Annotated in this window: 23 protein-coding genes; 6 read left to right on the forward strand and 17 right to left on the reverse strand. The window is 33.3% G+C overall.

Annotated features, from left to right (window positions below):
* Positions 1 to 583: 583 nt before the first annotated feature.
* The 4 genes from LQU93_RS02740 to rarD are packed head-to-tail and all read right to left on the reverse strand — an operon-like array spanning position 584 to position 3,745.
* Positions 584 to 1,213 carry a YggS family pyridoxal phosphate-dependent enzyme gene (locus LQU93_RS02740; RefSeq protein ID WP_418884059.1) on the reverse strand — a complete coding sequence of 210 codons (630 nt, stop codon included), beginning with the start codon at positions 1,211 to 1,213 and terminating at the stop codon, positions 584 to 586.
* Positions 1,214 to 2,323, reverse strand: a complete 1,110-nt coding sequence (gene rseP / locus LQU93_RS02745) for an RIP metalloprotease RseP (RefSeq protein WP_229932362.1) — start codon at positions 2,321 to 2,323, stop codon at positions 1,214 to 1,216.
* 1 nt (position 2,324) lies between these two features.
* The gene (locus tag LQU93_RS02750) at positions 2,325 to 2,819 is read right to left on the reverse strand and encodes a hypothetical protein (protein ID WP_229932363.1); all 495 of its coding nucleotides are present in this window, start codon (positions 2,817 to 2,819) and stop codon (positions 2,325 to 2,327) included.
* Positions 2,820 to 2,851: 32 nt separating this feature from the next.
* Positions 2,852 to 3,745 (reverse strand): EamA family transporter RarD, encoded by an 894-nt coding sequence (rarD, locus tag LQU93_RS02755; protein WP_229932364.1) that lies wholly within the window; start codon positions 3,743 to 3,745, stop codon positions 2,852 to 2,854.
* 91 nt (positions 3,746 to 3,836) lie between these two features.
* On the opposite strand from rarD, the gene LQU93_RS02760 reads away from it, so the two are divergent.
* Positions 3,837 to 5,177 (forward strand): class II 3-deoxy-7-phosphoheptulonate synthase, encoded by a 1,341-nt coding sequence (locus LQU93_RS02760; protein ID WP_229932365.1) that lies wholly within the window; start codon positions 3,837 to 3,839, stop codon positions 5,175 to 5,177.
* 661 nt (positions 5,178 to 5,838) lie between these two features.
* Here LQU93_RS02760 and LQU93_RS02765 read toward each other — a convergent pair.
* The 4 genes from LQU93_RS02765 to LQU93_RS02780 are packed head-to-tail and all read right to left on the reverse strand — an operon-like array spanning position 5,839 to position 9,255.
* Complete coding sequence (locus tag LQU93_RS02765; protein WP_229932366.1) at positions 5,839 to 6,390, reverse strand: hypothetical protein; 552 nt, start codon at positions 6,388 to 6,390, stop codon at positions 5,839 to 5,841.
* 9 nt (positions 6,391 to 6,399) lie between these two features.
* Positions 6,400 to 8,526 carry a heavy metal translocating P-type ATPase gene (locus LQU93_RS02770; protein WP_229932367.1) on the reverse strand — a complete coding sequence of 709 codons (2,127 nt, stop codon included), beginning with the start codon at positions 8,524 to 8,526 and terminating at the stop codon, positions 6,400 to 6,402.
* A gap of 1 nt (position 8,527) precedes the next feature.
* Positions 8,528 to 8,731, reverse strand: coding sequence for a heavy-metal-associated domain-containing protein (locus LQU93_RS02775; protein WP_229932368.1), 204 nt, complete (start codon positions 8,729 to 8,731; stop codon positions 8,528 to 8,530).
* Positions 8,728 to 9,255, reverse strand: a complete 528-nt coding sequence (locus tag LQU93_RS02780; protein ID WP_229932369.1) for a GNAT family N-acetyltransferase — start codon at positions 9,253 to 9,255, stop codon at positions 8,728 to 8,730. The genes LQU93_RS02775 and LQU93_RS02780 overlap by 4 nt, the downstream gene beginning before the upstream one ends.
* Before the next feature lie 92 nt (positions 9,256 to 9,347).
* Between LQU93_RS02780 and LQU93_RS02785 the strand changes: the two genes are divergently transcribed.
* The 4 genes from LQU93_RS02785 (at position 9,348) to truD (ending at position 12,579) form a co-directional block, all read left to right on the forward strand.
* Entirely contained in the window at positions 9,348 to 10,055 is a 708-nt protein-coding gene (locus tag LQU93_RS02785) for a YebC/PmpR family DNA-binding transcriptional regulator (RefSeq protein ID WP_229932370.1), read from the forward strand.
* A gap of 12 nt (positions 10,056 to 10,067) precedes the next feature.
* Positions 10,068 to 10,562: a peptidylprolyl isomerase gene (locus tag LQU93_RS02790; protein ID WP_229932371.1), complete on the forward strand. Its 495-nt coding sequence runs from the start codon at positions 10,068 to 10,070 to the stop codon at positions 10,560 to 10,562.
* An 84-nt stretch (positions 10,563 to 10,646) separates the two neighbouring features.
* On the forward strand, positions 10,647 to 11,468 hold the full coding sequence (locus tag LQU93_RS02795; protein WP_229932372.1) for a thiamine-phosphate kinase: 822 nt from the start codon (positions 10,647 to 10,649) through the stop codon (positions 11,466 to 11,468).
* A complete protein-coding gene (truD, locus tag LQU93_RS02800; RefSeq protein WP_229932373.1) occupies positions 11,446 to 12,579 on the forward strand; it encodes a tRNA pseudouridine(13) synthase TruD in 1,134 nt (377 codons plus the stop codon). The genes LQU93_RS02795 and truD overlap by 23 nt, the downstream gene beginning before the upstream one ends.
* Before the next feature lie 966 nt (positions 12,580 to 13,545).
* Here truD and glyS read toward each other — a convergent pair.
* The 9 genes from glyS to LQU93_RS02845 are packed head-to-tail and all read right to left on the reverse strand — an operon-like array spanning position 13,546 to position 20,319.
* Entirely contained in the window at positions 13,546 to 15,552 is a 2,007-nt protein-coding gene (gene glyS / locus LQU93_RS02805) for a glycine--tRNA ligase subunit beta (protein ID WP_229932374.1), read from the reverse strand.
* Positions 15,533 to 15,679: a hypothetical protein gene (locus LQU93_RS02810; protein ID WP_229932375.1), complete on the reverse strand. Its 147-nt coding sequence runs from the start codon at positions 15,677 to 15,679 to the stop codon at positions 15,533 to 15,535. The genes glyS and LQU93_RS02810 overlap by 20 nt, the downstream gene beginning before the upstream one ends.
* The gene (locus tag LQU93_RS02815; RefSeq protein ID WP_229932376.1) at positions 15,676 to 16,563 is read right to left on the reverse strand and encodes an endonuclease/exonuclease/phosphatase family protein; all 888 of its coding nucleotides are present in this window, start codon (positions 16,561 to 16,563) and stop codon (positions 15,676 to 15,678) included. The genes LQU93_RS02810 and LQU93_RS02815 overlap by 4 nt, the downstream gene beginning before the upstream one ends.
* A complete protein-coding gene (locus LQU93_RS02820) occupies positions 16,563 to 17,042 on the reverse strand; it encodes a tRNA (cytidine(34)-2'-O)-methyltransferase (protein WP_229932377.1) in 480 nt (159 codons plus the stop codon). Before LQU93_RS02820 ends, LQU93_RS02815 begins: the two co-directional genes overlap by 1 nt.
* A gap of 45 nt (positions 17,043 to 17,087) precedes the next feature.
* Positions 17,088 to 18,221 (reverse strand): tRNA nucleotidyltransferase/poly(A) polymerase-related protein, encoded by a 1,134-nt coding sequence (locus LQU93_RS02825; protein WP_229932378.1) that lies wholly within the window; start codon positions 18,219 to 18,221, stop codon positions 17,088 to 17,090.
* Positions 18,187 to 18,525, reverse strand: a complete 339-nt coding sequence (locus LQU93_RS02830; RefSeq protein WP_229932379.1) for a CiaD-like domain-containing protein — start codon at positions 18,523 to 18,525, stop codon at positions 18,187 to 18,189. Before LQU93_RS02830 ends, LQU93_RS02825 begins: the two co-directional genes overlap by 35 nt.
* A complete protein-coding gene (locus LQU93_RS02835) occupies positions 18,522 to 18,767 on the reverse strand; it encodes a tetratricopeptide repeat protein (protein ID WP_229932380.1) in 246 nt (81 codons plus the stop codon). The genes LQU93_RS02830 and LQU93_RS02835 overlap by 4 nt, the downstream gene beginning before the upstream one ends.
* Entirely contained in the window at positions 18,767 to 19,828 is a 1,062-nt protein-coding gene (leuB, locus tag LQU93_RS02840; RefSeq protein ID WP_229932381.1) for a 3-isopropylmalate dehydrogenase, read from the reverse strand. Before leuB ends, LQU93_RS02835 begins: the two co-directional genes overlap by 1 nt.
* A 5-nt stretch (positions 19,829 to 19,833) precedes the next feature.
* Positions 19,834 to 20,319 (reverse strand): 3-isopropylmalate dehydratase small subunit, encoded by a 486-nt coding sequence (locus LQU93_RS02845; RefSeq protein ID WP_229932382.1) that lies wholly within the window; start codon positions 20,317 to 20,319, stop codon positions 19,834 to 19,836.
* Positions 20,320 to 20,526: 207 nt separating this feature from the next.
* On the opposite strand from LQU93_RS02845, the gene LQU93_RS02850 reads away from it, so the two are divergent.
* Positions 20,527 to 23,511 carry a TonB-dependent hemoglobin/transferrin/lactoferrin family receptor gene (locus tag LQU93_RS02850; protein ID WP_229932383.1) on the forward strand — a complete coding sequence of 995 codons (2,985 nt, stop codon included), beginning with the start codon at positions 20,527 to 20,529 and terminating at the stop codon, positions 23,509 to 23,511.
* Positions 23,512 to 23,614: the final 103 nt, after the last annotated feature.

Raw genomic sequence — 23,614 nt, forward strand, 5'->3', positions numbered from 1 at the left:
TCAATTTTTTTAGGGCTGAAATTTACGAAAATAGCTAAATTTCATAAAATATATTTACATAAATAAACTAAGAGTTTTAAAAAAGCATTTTGTTTCTCAGAGTGCTTTGCTTAGCTTTGGTCGCTACCATCGCCACTTTGGGGCTTGAGAAGTTTTAAATTTTACAAAACGCAAACTAGCTAAATTTATATCATTAAGACAAATTTTTACTTTATTTAAAAAGTGTATTTAGGTAGCAAAAGGATGAAATTTATGTATGATACGATAGTAAAAAAGTGGTTGCTATTGCGTCGTTTTAAAATTAGATGTATGTGTTTTTAGTGTTATTTTGCTAGCTGCAAAATAACAAATAGGATAACTTTATAAAAATTTTAATTTATAATAATGTTTAAGCTTGAATTGTTATTTTAGGTTGCAAATTTTAAATTTACTACAACAAATACATTCAAAAAATATCATGCCTAAACAATAAAAAGTGTTGTTTTGTATTTGAGTAGAGTTATAAAATAACTAAATTATTGACTAACAAAACAAGAATTTAAAGACAACAAAAGCTTAAATGCATTTAAATTTGAGCTAAATTTTATGCATAAAGCATAGTTCCAAGTCGTATCATGTTTGATCCATGTTTGATTGCTATGTGATAATCTCCACTCATTCCCATTGAGCAAATTTGTGCATTTGGCAGTTTATCAAAGATATTTCTTGTAAGCTCAAAGCTCCTTTTTATCTCATCCATATCGTCTGAGTTTGCACCTATACTCATCACTCCGATTAGGTTTAAATTAGGACAAGTTTGCATAATTTCATCATATATTTGTATCGCATCATTAACCATTACGCCTTGTTTTGTATCTTCGTTGGCTGAGTTTATTTGCAAAAGTGTATCTAGTTTATAATTTAATCTTTTATCAACAGCTTTTGCTTTTTCGATGCTTTCACAGCTTTGCCACAAAGTAGGGCGAAGCGATATTAGTTGATTGATTTTATTGTTTTGAAGTCTTCCTATCATGTGCCATTTTAGATTAAGCGATTGATTAATTAAAGACTGTTTTCTAGCCATCTCTTGCACTCTGTTTTCGCCGTATTCTAATTGTCCCTGCGCGTTTAGAGCTAAAACTTTATCGATATCTACATTTTTACTCACAGCTATTAGTCTAACATCTGGATTTATCGCTGAAATTTCCGCCTTTAACGCCATTAAATTTATCATCTAATAATCCCCTTTAAGACGCATTATGTCATTAAATGTCGCAATTAGCATTAGTGTAAGTAGTATCGCCCAGCCAAGATATGTTAGATAAACAAACACTTTTTCGCTAACTTCTTTGCCGGTAATTAACTCGTATGTATTAAATATAATATGCCCACCATCAAGTGCCGGAATAGGAAGTAAATTTAAAATACCAAGATTGACTGATATAAGTGCTGTAATTATCAACAATACCGTAAAATCGGACTTAGCAGCCTTTGATGTAATGTCTGTTATCTGCACTATTCCACCCATCTCTTTTATTGGTACAATGCCTGTTATTAATTTCTCAAATCCTTGAAAAATTAGCTTTGACGCACGTGCAGTTTCGTTAAAAGCGTATGTTATGGCACTAAATCCAGTGTGATATACCTTTATCATTTCGCCGCTTGGAGAGATACCAATAAGTGGCTTTTGAATGCTTTCGCCAAATATATTTACGCTTTCACCAATTTTTGGCGTGAGTGTAATTTGTATGGTTTGTGACTCTCTTTGTATCTGTAGTACTACAGGGTCTAATTTTACGCGTTTGCTTATATCATCCCACTCTTTTATAATCTCATCATTTATGCTTAAAATTTTATCATTTTTTACTATACCAGCACTTTGTGCTGCTGAGTTTTCTAGCACATTGCCAACAATAGGGGCAAGTTTATGAGTACCTAAAAAACCAAGTGCGATATAGATTAAAAATGCCAAGAAAATGTTAAAAAACGGTCCAGCAAGTAATATATATATGCGTTTTAGTGGTGTTAGGCTGTTGTAACTATCTGGATCGTAGTTTTTACTACTAGGGTCTGTGTCGTCTTGCCCTTTTAGCTGAACATATCCGCCAAGTGGTATAGCTGAGATGCAATATTGTGTATTTCCTATGTGTTTTGATATAAGTTTTTGTCCAAAACCGATACTAAATGTATTGACACTAACCCCAACAGATCTAGCCGCTAAAAAATGTCCAAGCTCGTGGAAAAATACCAAAAAAGATATAATAAACAATGTAATAAAAAAGTGCCATGAGTAACCATAAATTCCAAGCCCAAGTATTGCAATTACGAAAAATATACTTTTCATACTAAGCCTTTAATTTTGAAAAACTTGCTTGTAGGTTTGAGCGAATTTCATCGTTGATTACATCGGCATTTTTTAGAGCATTTTGTACTGATTTTTCAATCATATTTAGTATCTCAAATAACTCAGCCTCCCACTCGCTAATGCCCTTTTTACTATTCATGTTTTGTATAAAAGTTAGCTTTCTACTAGCCTGTGATAATTCAGCCAAAAACTCATCTTTTAAATCATCGCTTTTTAGCATATCATCATAAAGTGCTTTTTGTTTTAGCTCTCGTATTTGATAATCTATCTCGTCACAAAATGATTTATATATAGCGATTTGATCGTCTGAAATTTCAGCATTTGTAAGCAAAATTTTGGCTTTTTGCGTTTGTGAGCCTTGATTGTTTTGATTTGCTTCGTTTGCATCGATATTTTGAGTAAGTTTTTGTATCTGGGAATATAGTGCAAAAGCCACGGCAATCGATATCAAAAATGCAATTGTTATCTCGTTCATTTTAACTTCCTTTATAAAAAGGAGTGATTTTATCAAATTTTTCTTTTAAATTTTATTATTAAATTTTGTGAGCTAACAAGAAAAATAGCAAACCATATAAGCGAAAATGATATGATTTTATAAATATCTAAGCTCTCGCCATAAACAAATACCGCTACAAGCATACTAATGCTAGGACTTAGATATTGCACATAGGCTAGTGAGCTAAGCTTCATACGTGTTGTGGCGGCGTTAAACATCACAAGTGGCACTATGGTAACTATACCTGAAATAATTAATAACGCACCATTTTTTGGTTGCGTAAAATGTCCCATGTCATTTGTTTGAATATAGAAAAAATATGCCAAAGCAAGTGGTAAAATCAGCAACGTTTCAACAAATAATCCATTTAATGCTTTAACATTTACAAATTTTCTTACACCTATATAAACGGCAAAACTAAGCGGCAACACAATAGCAATCACAGGCAAAGCAGCATATGCATAAAACTGAATTGCGACCGCTAAAAATACGATACCAACAGCAATTTTTCCGATAAAATTTACTCTCTCTTTAAAAATCAAAAAACCAACTAAAATATTCATTAGTGGATTCATAAAATAGCCCAAACTTGCTTCTAAAATTTTGCTATTATCAACGGCATAAATGTATATTCCCCAATTTAGGCTTATCATAAAACCACTTAAAAATAGTAAATTTCTAGTTCTTTTTTGAAGCAATAATACTTTAATTTCATCAAAATAATGCGTAAAATAAAGAAAAATCGCCATAAAGATAGACGACCAAATAATGCGATGTATTAGTATCTCCCATGCACCGACAAACTCATCAAATTGTTTAAAATATATAGGATAAAATCCTCCCCATATCACAAATGCCAAAACAGCGAGAATAAAACCCTTAGTTGCTTCATCTTTTATTTGCATTTTATACCTTTAAAAGCCGTAATTATACTATAAAATTTAAGAAAGATAATGATATAATCGTGATTTTATTAGAATTTTAAAGGACAACATGATGAGCTGGAGACGTGATAGTTGGAGAGAGTATGAAATTTTACAACAACCAACATATCCAGATAAAAACGAACTGCAAAATATTGAAAAAACACTAAATGAACTTCCTCCGCTTGTATTTGCTGGTGAAGCAAGAAAGCTAAAAAGCGAACTAGCAAAGGTCTGTAATGGCGAGGCATTTTTACTTCAGGGCGGCGATTGTGCTGAGAGCTTTAGCAATTTTGGAGCAAATAATATAAGAGATATGTTTAAGGTTATGCTTCAAATGGCGATTGTTATGACCTTTGCTGGGGGGCGTCCTATTGTTAAAGTTGGACGCGTTGCTGGGCAATTTGCTAAGCCAAGAAGTAGTGATTATGAAGAGATAAATGGCATTAGCTTACCTAGCTATAGAGGCGATATCATAAATGGTTTTGAGTTTAGTAAAGAGGCTCGTGTGCCAGATCCTAAACGCATGATACAAGCATACTATCAGTCTGCTTCGACAATGAACCTACTACGTGCATTTTCACGTGGTGGTTTGGCTGATTTACATCAAGTGCATAAATGGAATTTAGGCTTTACTAAACAAGCAGAAGTTGATGAAAAATATGAAAAATTAACCGATAGTCTTACCCAAACATTAAATTTTATGCATGCATGTGGCATGAACTCAGACAACACTCCAGCCATAAATCAAACATCATTTTACACATCTCACGAGGCTTTATTGTTGCCGTATGAAGAGGCTTTAACAAGGCAAGACAGCTTAAGCTCTCAGTGGTATGACTGTTCTGCACATATGCTTTGGATAGGCGAAAGAACACGTGGCATCAATGATGCACATGTGCATTTTTTAAGCGGTGTTCATAATCCAATAGGTGTTAAAATAGGACCAAGTGCAACGGCTGATGATATTAAGCGTTTAGCTTCAAAGCTAAATCCAGAAAATGAAGCTGGTCGTTTAAATATAATTATCAGAATGGGCGCAGATAAGATAGGCAAAATTTTACCTAAAATTTTAAGTGATATACGAAGCGAAGGGCTAAATTTAGTATATAGTATAGATCCAATGCATGGCAATACAATCAAGGCGGAAAATGGCTATAAAACGCGTGATTTTGATAAGATAACAACTGAAGTTAAGAGCTTTTTTGATATATGCAAGGCAGAAGGCACACATGCGGGCGGCATACACCTAGAAATGACAGGGCAGGATGTCACAGAATGCACTGGTGGAGCGTTTAATGTAACGCAAGATAGCTTAAAAGAGCGTTATGAAACACAGTGTGATCCTAGACTAAATGCAGATCAGGCACTTGAGCTTGCATTTTTGATATCTGATTTACTTAAAAAGGCATAGTTATCTTGTTTTAATTATCTCTATGGCTCTTATTGGTAAATTTACTATAAGAGCCAAATTTAACTTATGTGTTTCAAAAAATAAAGCTGATTTAACTTAAAGAATAAAAACCTAAAGTCTAGGTGGTGATTTTATAATACTTATTGTAAGGCAGTAATCAAAGCAAAGTTTTTATACTTTGATTGTAAAAAATCATTTTTAATACTTTTATGGTAATAATTTTACTTTATAAATACGATACTATTTATGACTACTAAGAATTTATTTAGTTGTTAAATATGCTATAAATAAAACTATTAAGCTTAGTCGCTTTTTAGCATTAAAATATGCTAAATTTTACATAAACTAACTTTTGAAATTTTATAAAATTAATAATTTGCACTGCTTAAAATCTTTACAAACAGGTAAAATAGACGTTGCAATCAAAATACATTTAGTAATTGTGGCGTAAGCTACATAGTAGAATTTACAACACAAAATACTTTTTAAAACTTATTTAAATTTTGATATTTAATAAGCTATTTTTGTTTTGTTATGTTTATACCTTTTGAAACATTGCTATTATCACAATAAAAATTTTGCTTTGATTATGTTTTGGTTAAAAAGTTATTGCAAGAGTTTAAAAGGTCTAAGACAATACATAAACCTTTTAAATATCATGCTACTCGGCTTTGCGTTTTATCGCAAATATTTCTTGTAAATTATCACAATATTCAGATAAAAAATATCCAAGTGAACGATAAAAGCTACTTTTTGCACTAGTGCTTAACTCTATAGCTAAAGTTGCAGCATAAGGCAAGAAAAAACTAATTAAAAAGCTCTTTAGTAGTTTTGCATGTGATTCATCAAGCTCGTTTTTAAGAATGCTAGCTATTAATAGCAACTGGTTTGATATACTATCGCTTTCTCCTAGTTTTGGGCTGAAATTAATTTGAGCATAAAATTTAGCTAAATCATCTTTTGCACTGGCAAAATAATAACTAGCATTAAAGAGATATTTAATGCTTCTAAAATCCGTTCTTATCTCTGCTAGACTTTCATTTTGTAAAAAATCAGCATATAATTTACGCCCTTTTTTGTTGTTTTCGCATTCATTTTGTATGATCCAATCGCTACTAGTTTTGATTTTTTCATAGTTTTGAGCGGTTAATGGCTCATTAAAGTTACTAGCAAATATCATAGATATTACGCTATACATTTGTCCAACTTTCAAATCTCCCCCTTAATTAATCTTGATAAATCTTAGTCTAATTGAGTTTAAAACGACATTTACTGAGCTAAAACACATGGCTAGTGCTCCATACATTGGATTTAGCAACAGCCCAAACACTGGGTATAATGCCCCAGCTGCAACAGGTATGCAAATTAAATTATATATAAAAGCCCAAAATAAATTTTGCCTAATTGTTCTTATGGTTTTTTTGCCAAGATTTAGAGTATAAGCAACATTTAAAAGGTCATTTTTTATTAGCACAATATCACCAGCACCCTTTGCAATATCAGAACCAGAGCTCATAGCTATGCCAACATCAGCTTGTTTTAAGCATAAAGAATCATTTATGCCATCTCCTACAAACAACACTTTGCCCTGATTTTGTACCTCTTTTAGGATTTGAAATTTCTCATCTGGCAATTTATTTGCATAGTGTTGCGAGATACCAAGCTCATTTGCTACGCTTTTTACGACACTATCACTATCTCCTGATAAAATAATTGGCGTAATTCCTTGCGATTTTAACGCCTCAATACTCTGTTTTGCCTCATCTCTTATTGTATCAGATATACTAAATGTGCCTACAATTTCGCCATTTATCACACAAATTATCTCATTGGTTTGTTTAGATTGTATGTTGTATTTGTTTAAAAGCTTATCATTTCCTATTAAAATTTCAAACTCTCTATCTTTATATCTTACTCCAAGACCCAGTTCATTTTTAAATTCTCCATCTAGTTTAATAGGTGTTACACACTTGCTTTTTGCATATTTAACTACCGCTTTTGAGATAGGATGCTCACTTAGTGCTTCAACTCCAGCAATTAATGCTAAATCATTGCTTGTTAAATTGCTATTATTTACGCTTATTTCGCCTTTGCTTAATGTTCCTGTTTTATCAAATACAGCAAATTTCACATCTTTTAAAATTTCTAAAACTTCAGGATTTTTAATTAAAATTCCATCTTTTGCACCGCGTGATATACCAGAGATTATTGCAATTGGTGTAGCTAAACCTAACGCACAAGGGCAAGATATTATCAAAACACAAACAGCGGCTATTATGGCATAGTTTAAGTCGCCTTTTGCATATATCCATATTGCAAATGTAATAATTGATATCATTATAATACTAGGAACAAATACGTTTGCAACCCTATCTGCCATGCGAGAGATCGGCATTTGTTTCGTTGTTGCTTCGCTAAGCAAACTTAAAATTTGAGATAAAAGTGTATCAGATGGCATCTTTGTGATTTTTACACTGATATAGCCATTTGTATTTACGCAACCAGCATGAACACTCTCGCCTACGCTTTTATAGCTAGGCAAACTCTCACCAGTTAGTGCTGACGTGTCTATTTCGGCTCCGCCTTGAACTATCTCGCCGTCACTTGGGATATTGTAGCCATTTTTAACCACAACGATATCGCCTATGCTTAGCTCAGATACTGGTATCTCCTTGCTTTGTCCATCAGGCATGATTAAATGTGCTGTTTTTGGGCTTAAATCCATTAAGCTTTTTAGATAATCACTTGCTTTTTGTTTTGAGCGTTCTTCTAGGAATTTACCAAGCAAAACAAATGTGATAATCATGGCGGCTGAACCGATATAAATATGGCTTATTTCATCTTCAACACTACGAGTTAAAACAAAAACAGCGTGTAAAAATGCACTAAAAGCACCAAGGCTAACTAAGACATTCATGTCATAATTTTTGCTTTTTATTGATTTTATTGCATGGGTAAAAAAGCTAGAGCCATTACGAAATATCACATAGGCTGCGAGTAAAAACATCACAATTTTAGATGCAAAATTTATAGGTAAAAATAGCTCTATCGCCATTATAATGGCACAAATGACAGCTGATGATATTAGTTTAGACTTTAATTCCTTTATATGCATAAGGCGTTTTTTTTCATACTCATTTGCGTTAAAAACTATCTCAAAACCCAAATTTGAAATTTTAGTTTTTAATATTTTTAACACATCATCATTTGCAACACAAAACTCTCCAGTTCCGTTTGCAAAGCTCACTTTTGCCTCGCTTACTCCATCAATTTTTTTCGCTACTCTTTCTATACTGTTTGAGCAATTTACGCAACTCATACCAGCAATATTTAACTTAACTTTTTGCATTTTATAGCTCTTTTATCACGTCAAATCCAAGCTCATCAAGCTCTTGCATAAATTCATTAACTCTTTCTTGTTTGATATCTACGCTAACTATGCGTGGCGTAACGCTTAAATCAACATCAATTACACCGTATTTTTCGCTTAGAGCATTTTTTATAGTTTTAGCACAATTTGCACAATTTACATTTGCTACTTCAAATCTTTTCATTTTATTTCCTTTATCATATGGTAAAATTTCAAATTATATATATTTCGCTCACCATCAATTTTAAAACCGAGCTTTTTGTATAATTGTATATTTTTTTGCTTTAAAGTTTCGACTAATAAGGCTATTTTTCTCTCATTTTTTTCTTTTGCTAAAATTTCAGCGTATTTAAATAGCTTTGTTGCTATGCCTTGCGATTGAAATTTCTCATTCACCGCAATAGCGTCTATATAGTATTCATCGTCGTTGCACTCGCACTCATAAATGTCACTATAATTCATGTCTAGCCACTTGACATCACTTCCTTTATAGCTTATCATCATTGCTACAACTTTGCTATCTTGTTCATATACAAGCATATTTTTATGGCTAATTCTATTTTGTGTATCATTGTAAAGTTGCGTTAATTTCTTTTCTGTAGTATATTTATCGTTTGATTTACTTAACAAATATATTATGTCGCCAAGTGCCATTTTTATAAGTGGTATGCATGAGTTTATATCTTGTAATTTTGCTTTTCTTATCATGTGCAAAATTATAGTTAAAATATGTAAATTTATTATGAATATTAAGTGATAGTTTTGTATAATTGCACGATTTTTATGTAAAAAGGATATAAATGGGACGAGCGTTTGAATATAGACGAGCGGCAAAAGAGGCTAGATGGGATAAGATGAGCAAGGTGTTTCCTAAACTTGCCAAGGCGATAACAGTCGCTGCAAAAGAGGGTGGCACAGATCCAGATATGAATCCGAAACTTCGTGCCGCAATAGCCGCCGCTAAAGCACAAAATATGCCAAAAGACAACATTGATAATGCTTTAAAACGTGCAAATGGCAAAGATAGTGCTGATATAAAAACGATATTTTATGATGGAAAGGCTGCACATGGCACACAAATTATAGTCGAATGTGCTACAGATAATCCAACTCGCACCGTGGCAAATGTAAAGGCCATTTTTAATAAAAACGGCGGAGAAATTTTGCCTAGTGGTAGTTTGAGCTTTATGTTTTCAAGAAAAAGCGTTTTTGAAGTGTCATTGCCAGAACAAGAGCTAGAAGAGATCGAGCTAGAGTTGATTGATTTTGGTTTAGATGAACTTGAAAAAAATGAAGAGAGCTTGTTTATATATGGTGATTATACGGCGTTTGGAACACTAAGTGAAGGCATAGAAAAATTAGGGCTTGAGCTTAAAAAGGGCGGCTTGGAGTATGTGCCAAACACAACTATTGAGCTAAATGAAACACAAATGAATGACGTAGAAAAATTGCTAGACAAACTAGAAGATGATGATGACGTCCAAGCTGTATATACAAATATCGAATAAAAGGAGATTAAAATGAGAGAAGAGTTAAAGACTTTTGAAATAGATATTAATGAATTAAAAAAGGAAAAATTTGCCATTTTGCATACGACAAAAGGTGATATAAGGCTTGAGCTTTTTGCCCAGGAAGCACCACAAGCTGTGGCAAATTTTGTTGATTTGATTGGTGTTGGATTTTATGATGGGTTGAAATTTCACCGCGTAATACCAAATTTCGTAATTCAAGGCGGATGCCCATACGGCACTGGAACTGGTGGTCCAGGATATAGGATAAAATGCGAGTGTGATAAGCAAAGCGTCAAACATGAGCGTGGAAGTTTGTCAATGGCACACGCTGGGCGTGATACTGGCGGTTCGCAGTTTTTTATCTGCCATAGTGCTCAGCCGCATTTAGATGGTGTGCATACGATATTTGGCAAGTGTGTTGATGATGAGAGTTTGGCTGTATTAGACGCGATACGTCAAGGCGATACGATAGAAATAGCTGAAGTAGTAGCCAAGCTTGATTAACTAAAAGCCCTAAAACAGGGCTTTTAGTAACTACTTTTAATACTTAAGTTTTGTATTTACAATAAAATTTTATATAATCACAAAATGGATAAAGAGTTTTTTACAATCAGCTGTTTTAGCAATGCACTAATAGGCGACGATGCCGCTGTTATAGATAAAAATGTATATTGCAAGGATCTATTTTGTGAAGGGACACACTTTAAACGCGAGTGGTTAAGCCCATATCAGATAGGTCAAAAAGCAATGCTTGTTAATATCTCAGACGTCATAGTAATGAATGCTAGACCAAAATATGCTTTGCTTGGTTTAATTTTACCTAAAAATATATGTGAGGCTGAAATTTTGGAGTTAAGTCGTGGAATAAACGATACTTGTAAAAAATTTGGCGTAAGCGTAATTGGCGGAGATACGATAGCTGGAGAAAAACTTGGCATAAGCGTTAGCATGATAGGCGAACTACTTGGCAAAGCAACGCTTAGAAATGGGCTTAAAAAAGGCGATTATATAGCATTTACAGGAGAGCTTGGAAAGAGCTTGAAGGGACTAAAAACACTGCAAAATAAAGGTGAAATTTGTGCTAACTCACGCTTTGTTGCTCCAAATTTAAAAGATAAATTTTTTTATAAAGCAGCAAAATATGTAACATCAGCCATGGATATAAGCGATGGCTTGGCAACTGACTTACAAAAGCTAACAAAGGCATCAAAAAAAGGTGTTAAAATGATAAAAAAACTTAGCTTGGCTCAATTAAAAAGCGGAGAAGAATACGAAGCGTTGTTTAGTTTTTCGCCTAAAAATTTAGCCAAAATAAAACATATCGCAAGACAAACTCGCACAAAAGTTACAATCTTTGCCATTGCAACGAAAGGAAGTTATAAAACACATGCAAAATCACACCACTTTTAAGCCGCTTTTAACACTCACTCACGCACCAATAAATTGTCATTTTTCCAAAAATTCAGATGATTTTGTAGTGCGAGAAGTACCGCTATATAAGACAAGTGGAGAAGGTGAGCATTTGATGTGTGAAATACAAAAAAAGGATTTAAGCACACAGCAAGCCCTTAGCTTGATAAGTGAACAAACAGGTATAAAAATACGTGAAATAGGATATGCTGGGTTAAAAGACAAGCAGGGTATGACTACCCAAATGCTTAGTTTGCCAAGAAAATTTCAAAGTGCGATTGAAAATTTTACCCATGAAAAGTTAAAAATTTTAAATGTAAATTTTCACAACAATAAGCTAAGAGTAGGGCATCTAAAAGGAAATCGATTTTTTATACGACTTAAAAAAGTGATGCCAAGTGACGCTTTAAGATTGGCTCAAGCCTTAAAAACACTAGACACTCAAGGTTATGCTAACTATTTTGGATACCAAAGATTTGGTAAATACGGCGATAATTCCGAGGCAGGACGTGAAATTTTAACTAAAGGAACATTGCAAGGCAAAAGACTAAAAAATCCAAAACTTAGTGAGTTTTTGATATCGGCTTATCAAAGTGATTTGTTTAATAAGTATGTAAGCAAAAGGGTTGAAATTTCAAGATTTGTGAGTGATTTTAGCGAGAGTGAAGTCATGAATTATTATGATTTTGATAAGACTTTAGTAAAAGCTTTAAAATCACAAAAACAGTTTTATAAAATTTTACCAGGAGAGGTGCTTGGACATTATCCTTTTGGAAAGTGCTTTTTGTGCGATGATTTAAATACAGAAGTTGATAGATTTACAAAGCGTGATATAACTAGCATGGGACTACTTGCTGGTGCAAAAGCATATAGAGCAAGTGGCATTGCAAAAGAGATAGAAGATGTGATTTTTACTCAGATAAACGAGTATGAGAGCAAACTAAATGGCTCACGTCGGTTTGCATGGGCGTATTTAGACGAGCTTGATTTTAAATACAATGAGGAAAAGGCACATTTTAGCATGAGCTTTTTCTTGCAAAAAGGCTCATATGCTACAGTGGTTTTGGAACAAATTTTAAATAGAGATATTTTTGAGCAAAGTGATTTTTAAAGGCATGATCTTAAAATTAATAACATTTTGTTAAATTTAACTATTTTAACTAATGTTAAAGTAAGCGATAGAAATTTTATAAAACTAGCTAAGCGGTTTTGCGGATAAACTTAAATTTATTGTTAAAATTTAGTTATTTGTAAATTATATTAAAAGCATTTAAAATATTAAAAAATTTTGTATTTGACACAACGACTAAAAAATGGGATATTTTTAAATCCAAACAACATAACTTAAATGTGTTTAATAAACCAAAATTTTTTTAAATTTTGGCTATTTTCTTACATAGCAACAAAGTGCGAAGTTATTCATAGGGATAGCGATTTAAGCTATCATCTGATAACAACAAGTGTTTTTGTAAAAATGTTTGCTTAAAACGTTTAAAGCATTTGCAAAGTGATGTTTTGCAAGATAAATAAAACAGCAAAAAGCAAAACAGATTTATTTAAATAAAAAATGCTCATAAAACAACAAGCCAAATAACAAATTTACACCATGCTTTGCTTAATAGCAATAAAGCAATATTTTAAGCTTTTTAAATCCAAAACTATGGCAATAATAAAAAATCAAGTTTTGCAAAGCAAGATATTTATTGTTAAAAATAGCAAAGTCATAAAGTTGGCTTAACTATAGGCTTGTTACAACTTAATTTATGACTTTGTTCAGAGCTAAGGCAAATTTCATTGTCTACAATAGTGAGTTTTAAGCAAATTGTATCGACTAAATAAGTTTTTTTGCAAAGTAAAACGGTTTTTAAAGCTACGAGAGTTAGCGAACTAAAATTTCTAACAAGACAAAATCTAACCAACTTACGCATTAGTCTTTGCATATTTTTAAGTATTTAAAAAATGATAATGTTTTAATATTAAAGCTTTAAATGTTGGTTTAAAATTTAAAGCTTTAATAACTTGTAAATTTATACGATTAAAGTAAAGCCTTGGTTTAAAAATAAATTTAAGCCAAGGCTTAAAAACTAATCTCTTTTATGTCAGCAACTTTTAAAAATTCTTTATAAATTTGTCCAATTAATGCTATGCGATTTTCTTTTATTTTTTTATCATCTACATTTATCATAACGTTATCAAAAAAGCTATCAATGTCTGCTTTTAAGCCAAAAAGTCCATTTAATTTAGCCACAAAATCATCATCATTTTTATCTAATGCCATAAAGCTATCATTTAGTTTTTTTTCATATTCATTCTCAAATAGATGCACATCAACACTTGAAATTTCAGCATCTTTGATAATATTTGCCAAACGCTTAAATGTTGAGAAATTATCACTAAATCCAGGTTTAGCAGAAATTTCACTAAGTGAATTTATGGCGTTTGTCAATCTATTTATATCGCGTTCGCCACTATTTATGCATGATTTAACTATCGAAGCATTGCAATCAAAAAATGTATAAAGTCTATCGATTATAAAACTCTCAAGAGTTTTTAGCTCAAATTTACTATAATCTTTTGCAATTAAAGCCAAAATTTCACGCACATCAAAATCAAGCTTAAGGCTCTGTGCTATCTTAATAACGCCATTTGCAGCACGTCTTAGTGCATATGGATCTTTGGTGCCTGTTGGAATTTTGCCTATGCCAAACAAACCAACAAGGGTGTCTAACTTATTTGAAAGGGCAACTACGGCACTAAATGTCGAAGTAGGGCATTTTGCATTTTCTCCATCTGGCAAATATTGCTCTTTTATTGCTTTTACTATATCGTCACTCTCACCCATGGCTTTTGCGTAATATCCGCCCATAACACCTTGCAATTCGCCAAACTCATAAACCATTGCAGTTGTTAAATCCGCCTTGCTTAGCATAATAGCACGTTTTATTTGCTCGGTCTTGTCTGCTGGTAGATTAAATTTAGAGCTTAAAATTTCAGCTATTTTTATCTCTCTTAGTGTCTTATCATACATGCTGCCTAACTCTTTTAGGTAGGTTATGTTTTTTAGTTTTTCAGGATCTAATCCAGACGCTAAATCGCTTTGCCAAAAAAACATCGCATCGCTAAGTCTTGCTCTTAAAACCTTCTCGTTTCCTTTTATTATTAAATCATTATCTTTTGTGATTGCGTTTGAAACTACAACAAAATTATTTGTAAGTTTTTGATTTTTAAACACGGCAAAATAGCGTTGATTTTCTTTCATAGATGTGATTATAACCTCGCTTGGCATATCTAAAAAGCTCTCGCCAAACTCGCCAAGCAAAGCCGTTGGATACTCAGTAATCGCCACAACTTCATCTAGTAAAGCCCCATCTATTTCGATGCTTATATCGTGCTTGTCTTGTATTTTATTAAACTCTACTAAAATCATCTGCTTTCTTTCGTTTGCATCAAGCACAATGCCACGCTCTTTTAGACCATCAAAATACTCTTTTACGCTTGAGATTGCGATTTTTTCATAGCTAATGCTTCTGTGTGCATATGTGCTAGGCTCACTTTTTACACCAAATGCACTAAACTCGACATTTTTGCCATCAAAAAAGCATAAAAATGAGCGGATAGGGCGGATGAACTCATGCTCACCACTACCCCAACGCATAGATTTACCAAAATTTAAGCTGTGTAAAAATTTCTCAATCATCTCGCCCAATAACTCTTTGCTTTCACGTCCTTTTATCTGTTTTATGTGATAAAGCACCTCTTTGCCATCAATTTGTTTAAAACCTAACTCATCTTGCGAAATTTCACACTTTTTAGCAAAGGCAAGTGCAGCCTGTGTAAAAGCACCATCTTTTACGGCAACATGTTTTGGGGCACCGATAAACTCCTGAATACTATCATCCTGAGCTGCCTTAAAATCCTTGTGAAAAAACACCAACCTTCTTGGCGTATAATAAAAATCAAACTCACTTTTTAGCTTGTACTCATCTAGCACGGTTTGCCATTTGGTTTTAATGTTTGGCAACTCTTTTAAAAATGGTATTGCCGGTAGTTCTTCTACTGTAATTTCAATCAATAACTCTTTCATCTCGTTCCTTTTTTAATTTTTTTCTAATTTCATCTTTTTTCATTGTTTGAGCCGCTACACCGCGTATCAAAAACAGTATAAACATAGCAAAAGCCACAAGCATAACGATATCTAAAATTTCTTTCATTTTTTGCATTTTTCCTTTTTATCTGTGCTTAAATCAAAAACTATCGGCAAATGATCTGAAAAAATTGGTTTTTTATTTATCTTTAATGCATAATCATTAGCATCAACTAAGCCCCTTTTATAGACCTTATAGCTACCGCACACGTATGAAATTTCAACTGAGTTTATTATATCAGGTGAGAGCAGGGCGTGATCTATCGCTCGTTTTTTGCCATATGCGTTTTGGCTAAAACGCTCTTTTGGTTTTAAAAATTCCCATAAATTTTGATATTGTTTAGCGTATTGTATATGATAGAGTAAATTTTTGCCTGAGTTTTTGGAATATGGAGTGTTAAAATCGCCAACGATTACGCCATTTTTAACATTTTCTAACGCTCGTCTTAGTGTTCTTTCAGCCCTTTGTTGCTTGTCAAAACCATTTTTGTATGCAGGAAAATGCACGTTAAACAGGCTAAAAAATTTACCATCAACGCTAAAATCTAGCTTTAAAATATCTCTTGTTTTTACATTTGGCACGGCAAAATACTCAGTTTTAATTGGCTTAATTTTTGACAACACACCAAGTCCAACTGGTGCGTTTTTGGTTGTTTTAAATGTTGCATATTTATAAGCTGTATTTTTTGCTAGTTCTTTTAAAACTTCTTCATTTTCAATCTCTTGAAGTGCGATAATATCGGCATTTATTGCGATTATGACCTTTTTTATGTTTTTTATTTTTTGTGTGTATTTTTTCTCATTCCAATTGCCACTTTTTAGCTTAAAATCTCTATATTCATTGCCATTATCTAACGCATCAAAAAGGTTATTTACATTATAACTTGCGATTTTTATCGTTGTGGCAAATGAAAAAACAGATAAAATTAAAACTAAAATAATCGCTCTCATTAAACATACACCCTAAAATCAAAATTTTGTATATTTTGGCGTATCGCTTCGTATGCTATAATGCCAACGCTCATGGCTTGATTTAAGCTTCTTCCGTTTTTACCCATTGGGATTGTGACTTTGTTTTGTGGCGACATATTCATCAACTCACTCGGCAATCCAGTGCTTTCAGCTCCGAAAAATATAAAATCACCAGCTAAGTATTTTGCATCAAAATATAGCTGATTTGTCTTTGTTGTAGCAAAGAAAAATCTATCTTTATGCTGTAAATTTTTGCTTAAAAACTCATCTAAGCTCTCCCATACGCTTAAATCTAGCTTATGCCAATAATCAAGTCCAGCACGCCTTACAGCCTTTTCGCTTATATCAAACATAATCGGTTTAATAATATGCAGTTTTAAATTTGCATTTACGCACATTCTGCCGATGGTTCCAGTATTTTGTGGGATTTGCGGATTAAGCAATACTATATTAAACATACACACTTTCTTTGAAATTTAACAAAATTTTAATAAAGCCTGATTTTAGCTAAAATCGACTTTTAAAGGCTTTAAATTTGCTAAAAACTCATCTATTTTTTGCTCTTGTATGGATTTTATTTTATCGCTTATTTCTTTGCCTTTTAAGCCCTTTATTTGGCTCATGTCAATTTGTATTTTAAACTTTTTATCATAAACACCAAGTTGTTTTGCACGGCTTATTAAATCACTCGTATTTAGACCAAGCCATGCATTTAGTGGCTTTTTAATAGCAATTTTTAATAATTCGCTGTCGTTTGGCTTGGTATCAAAATAGACTTCATTTGCTAAATTTTCGTAAGATTTTGGTAGTTTTAAATTAGTAGAAATTTCTTTGAAATTTAATTTAAAATGATTACAAAATAGATACAAAAAAAGATGTTTGTCTTTTATAAATTTTCTTGCATTTTTTAATTTTTTTAAAAAAACATCTAAATTTTCATATGAAATTTCAGCCTTAAATAGCGTTTTTATAAGCCCAAGTTTATGCAGATACAAAACTCCCTTTTCGATATTTTTGGCATGAAATAATTTAATTAATTCACTAGCTATTCTGTCTTGGCTTAAATTTTGTAATGATAGAGTTTGCATGAGTTTTAATGTCGAATTAGATATATCAAAATCAAATCTAGCACTAAATTGCACACCTCTAAGCACTCTAAGACTATCTTCACAAAATTTTTGACTATCGATGTGTGTTATTTTACGCTCTTTTATAGCATTTAAACCACCCCAAAAATCAAGCAATTTACCACTATAGATATTTAACATCAATGCATTCATGCTGAAATCTCTGCGTTTTGAAGCAGTTTGTTCATCATTTGTATAGCTTACACTAAAATCTTGATGTCTATTGCCAGTTTTTGTCTCTGTGCGTGGCAAGGCGATATCATAATTTTTGTATTTATAAACAAAATAGCTTTTTCCAGCACCAGTTGCGTTGATTTCGCTCATTAAATTTGTAAATTTCTCATAATCCACATCATAGACTTCGATATCATAATCGCTTGATTTAATGCCTAAAAAAGCATCTCTAACACAACCACCGACTAGATATACTCTACTTGTGTAGGGTGCGAAAATTTCACGCACCTCGTCTAAGTCTTTATTTTTTAATATTGCTAAGTCTGTTTTCAACATTTGCAAGTGCAAATTCTAAAAATTTAAGCGTTATGTCAAGCCTATTTTCAAGCTTGTCCTTTGGCATTTCACACAACCCTTCAAACAGCACTTCTAAACGCTCCTTTAAATTTTTAAGAAAAATTTCTTCGCTTAAAATTTCATCGTTATTGTGTGCTAGTGTTTCATTTGTTTGTTGTGCGACTTGCGATTTATGTGATGTTTCAGTTATCTCAAAAGCTTTTTTTTCATCTAGACTTTGTATGCTTTTTAGCTCAGCACTTACTTCATCTATTGCCATTTTTGCTATTTCGTCTAGTCTCATATTCTAACAAGCCACCTTTTAAATTCATTTATTTCATTTTCGCTTTGCATATTTACAAAAAAATCTTTCATTTGTTCATTTTGTGCTTTTATATTTTTTCTCAGTCCGCTAAGTCGCCTTATGGCACTTATAGCGTCTTTGTTATTTGGATCGTTTTTTAATATATTTTTATAAACTTCCAAAGCATCATCTTTTAAACCCTGTTCTTCATAAATTAAGGCTTTTGTTATTGTATTTAGCACTAGATTAACCCCGCTACAATACTACCCATTTCAGCAGTAGTGCATATCTCTTTGGCGTCGTAATTTGCAATATCTTTGGTTCTATATCCTTGTGCTAATGCTTGTTTTACGGCATCTTCTATCGCTTGTGCTGCTTGATCTTGATTTAGTGCGTATCTTAACATCATTGCTGCACTTAGTATCGTTGCTAATGGATTTGCTATACCTTGACCAGCTATATCTGGGGCTGAGCCGTGGATTGGCTCGTAAATTCCAACTTTTCCGCCTATACTCGCACTTGGAAGCAAACCTATAGAGCCACACACCATACTTGCTTCATCGCTTAAAATATCGCCAAATAAATTTTCTGTAAGTATTACGTCAAATTGTTTTGGATTTCTTACTAGTTGCATTGCAGCATTATCTACATACATATATTCTAGCGTAACATCTGGATAGTCTTTAGCTACTTCTTGCGTCACTTCACGCCATAACTGAGATGTCTCAAGCACATTTGCTTTATCCACCATACACACTTTTTTATCGCGTTTTAAAGCCGCTTCAAATGCAATTTTTGCTATTCGCTCTATCTCATCGGCTGAGTAAATCATCGTATTATACGCGCTATTTTCATCTTTTTGTCTAGGTTGTCCAAAATAAATACCGCCAGTTAGCTCACGCACTACTAATATATCTGTGCCTTGTATAACCTCTGGTTTTAATGAACTAGCACCAATTAGCTCATCATATATCACAGCCGGACGTAGATTTGCAAAAGCACCTAAAGCTTTGCGTATTTTTAGCAATCCACTCTCTGGTCGTTTTTCTCGTGGTAGATTATCCCATTTTGCACCACCTATCGCACCAAACAACACAGCGTCAGAGTCCAAAGCACTTTGTAGCGTCTCATCAGGTAGTGGCTCACCAAATACATCATAAGCCGCACCACCCATTAATTTATAATCATATTCTAAACTAAAGTTAAATTTATGACTAACAGCATCAAGCACTTTAATTGTCTCATCGACTATCTCAGGTCCTATGCCATCGCCTTTAATTACACAAATTTTATATTTATTCATCTTTATTAAGCCCTTAAATCATTTTTTGCATATTCTATCAAGCCGCCACTTTTTAGTAGCTCTTGCATAAACTCAGGAATCGGAGCAAACGCATACTCTTTTTTGCTTGTTTTGTTTTTTATTGTGCCACTATTTATATCTATATCTAGCTCATCGCCCTCATTTATCTCATCAGTTTGTTTTAACTCAAGTATTAAAAGCCCCGTATTAAAGCTATTTCTATAAAAAATTCTAGCAAAACTCTTAGCTATCACGGCTGAGATTCCAGCGGCTTTTATAGCAAGTGGAGCATGTTCTCTACTGCTTCCACAGCCAAAATTTTCACCAGCTACTATAATATCACCATGTGAAATTTTGCTTGTAAAATCAGGATCAACATCCTGCATTATATGTTTTGCTAATTCATTCTCATCAGATGTGTTTAAGTATCTAGCAGCAATTATTATATCTGTATCGATATTATCGCCAAATTTCCATGCTTTTGCACCCATAATATACCTTTTTGATTTAAAAATGATTGTAGATAATAGCAAAATAAACCTAAATTTAAAAAATTTAATTGTTAATAAAAATTTACATTTTTAAATTAAAAACTAATATTTAAGCAATATTAAATAAAAATTTAGCAATACTTACAAAGATATTAATATTAAGTTTCAAAACTATATAAAATAAATTTTGTATTTTTAAGGAATTTTATGAAAAAGATTTCATTATCAATATTGCTTTGCTCTATCTTACTTGCACAAGATACAGATGTCACGCTCGATGAAGTTACAGTTTCAGCAAATCAAGAGCACGAAGCGGTCAAAGAGAAAAAAGTTGGCGTCACAAAAATAAAAGCAGAAACATTAAATAAACAGCAAGTTGCAGATAGTAGAGATTTAGTTAGATATGAAACTGGTGTTAGTGTTGTAGAAGCAGGCAGACATGGTGCTAGTGGCTATGCTATACGCGGTGTGGATGAAAATCGTGTTGGTATAGTTATAGATGGACTTCGCCAGGCAGAGACTCTTAGCTCACAAGGATTTAGAGATATATTTGAAGGATATGGAAACTACAACAACACAAGAAATGGCGTAGAGATCGAAAATGTCAAAATGGCAACCATTACAAAGGGGGCTGATTCTATTAAGAGTGGCAGTGGGGCTTTGGGTGGTTCTGTGATGTTTGAGACAAAGGACGCTAGAGACTACTTAATAGATAAGGATTATTATTTTGGATTTAAACATGGATATCAAAGTGTAGACAGTCAAAATTTCACCGCCTTAACTACTGCTGCTAGGTTTAAGTGGTTTGATATCATGGTGATAAATACAAACCGAAAGGGACACGAGCGTAAAAATTACTTTTATGATATATATGCAAATGACGACGAAGATCGTTCAGCTGTTGGCAAAACTCGCGAGAAAGCCGATCCATATGAAATAACACGTAAAAGCACACTTGTAAAACTTGGATTTTCTCCATTTGAAGAGCTTAGGTTTAGCGTGGCAATAGATGATTCAAAGATTAGATCACGTGGAGAGGATCTATCATATCTTATGAGATTTGGTAGTAGTCAATACTCTGTAAGCGAGGTCGAGGGCGAGAGAAAAAACGACGATAGCTCACATAGGAAAAATGTCTCATACACCATAGAGAGCTTTACGCCGACACCATTTTGGGATAGCGTAAAGATATCATACTCAAACCAAAGGATTAAAAACAAAGCTAGGACGGATGATTACTGCAGCGGTCCAAAATGTAAGCATATCCAAAACCCACAAGGATTAAAGCTAGTCACAAATAATGGCGTTGCAAAGATAGTAGATAAAGATGGAAAAGAGCTTGAAGCTGAGAAATCAAGTAGTGGTTATGTGTCTAAAGCTAAATATAAACTAAACGGACAAGAGTTAAAACAAGATGTTGATTATAAAGAGTGGAGCGTCGAAAGCACATTTATAAATTGTGATTATTTTGGTGGAACCTGTCCGAGTAAATTTAAGCTACTTCAAAAAAAGGATGCCGATGGAACAGAACAATATAAATTTATAGAAAAACAAATCACTGTAAAAAATATAAATGGTAAAAAGTATGGCACGTTTGAGTTAGAAAGCAAGCAGAAAACAGCATATGGTTTTACCTACACTCAAAAAGAAGAACTCTCTTTTGTTGCACCTGGCACAGCTGGATATGAGACGAACTACTTTAACGATAGGGATTTAAACACCGATACAAAGCAGTTTAATATAGATTTTGAAAAAGAATTTGAACTACTAAATACAGAGCATAGTCTGCGATATGGAGCGATGTATAGCACCAGCACAAAAAGCATGGTAAATGCCGACGGATATGCAGGGGGCAATATCCAGTGGTGGCAAGAGGCGTTTTTTGGGTATAAGCAAACAATAAACGATAAATATCAATTTGAATACCTGCCACGACCAAACAACTGGGCAAATAGCTATAATGTAAGACACAATGTCGAATCACGCGATACATATCTAATCCCTGTAAAATCAATAAACAAATCTTTGTATGTGGGGGATTATATCAATGGGGGGGGGTTGTTTGACTGGATAGGATTTGATCTAAACTACCGCTTTGACAAGGTCACGCACTCGCCAAACTACGACGATGAGAGCTCATCATCAAAGCTACCAAGAGGCTTATTAGTAGGGGTGCTTGAGCCGATGCCTTGTGCTATGAACCTAACAGATGATTGCAAATACAATAGTCCAAAAGTAACAGAAAATCTACGTAAAAACTTAGCCCTTTTGCTAAGAAAAAGAGAATTTAGAAACGACAGCTACTCGCTTGGCGTAGATCTTGATCCGTTGTCGTGGTTTAGAGTGCAGGTAAAATACTCAAATGGCTTTCGCGCACCAACATCTGATGAGATGTATATGACATTTAAACATCCTAGCTTTTCTATCACGCCAAATACAAACCTAAAAGCAGAGACAGCAAAGACTAAAGAACTAGCTCTGACGCTTCATAAAAACTCAAGTTTTGCGACATTTAACTGGTTTAAAACAGACTATGAAAATTTCATCGATATGGTTTTTAAAGGAGAAAGACCAGTCGTTTTAGGAAGTCAGCTAAAGTATCCATTTTGGCAAAATATAAATAGAGACGAAGCCGTGGTGCGTGGATTTGAAGTAAGCTCAAGAGTAGAGCTTGGCGATATACACAAAAGTCTTGATGGATTTAGAGTAGGGTATAGATATACCCATCAAAAAGGCAGAATGAATAAAACAATACCTATGAATGCACTTCAGCCAAATACGCAAGTATATACCATAGGATACTCAACTCCTGGCGATAAATACGGCATAGATGTGTTTGTCACTAGCGTAGCAGCCAAAAAAGCAGACAATACATATAATATGTATTGGGAGGATCAAAAAAATCAGAAAATAAAGGTAAATGGCAAAGAGGTAACTGATAGCACAATGGCATGGCGAAGCGGATCGTATAGTGTAATAGACGCTATAGCATATGCTAGACCGGCGAAGAACTTTAGCTTTGGTTTTGGAGTGTATAACATAACCGATAGAAAGTATATCACTTGGGATAGTGCAAGATCAATTAGAGCATTTGGTGCATCAAACCTAATAGATCAAAATACTGGTCGTGGTATAAAAAGATTTTACGCACCTGGCAGGAATTTTAAATTTACTTGGGAAGTGAAGTTTTAGTTGTTAAGTGGATTAAATTTTGCATTGTATCTGTAAATTTACCAAAAAGCATATTTTTAGTCTTTTTTTGATAAGATATTCGTTTGCAATGATATTTAAGTGG

Source organism: Campylobacter majalis (genome assembly GCF_905120465.1).
Lineage (GTDB): Bacteria > Campylobacterota > Campylobacteria > Campylobacterales > Campylobacteraceae > Campylobacter_A > Campylobacter_A majalis.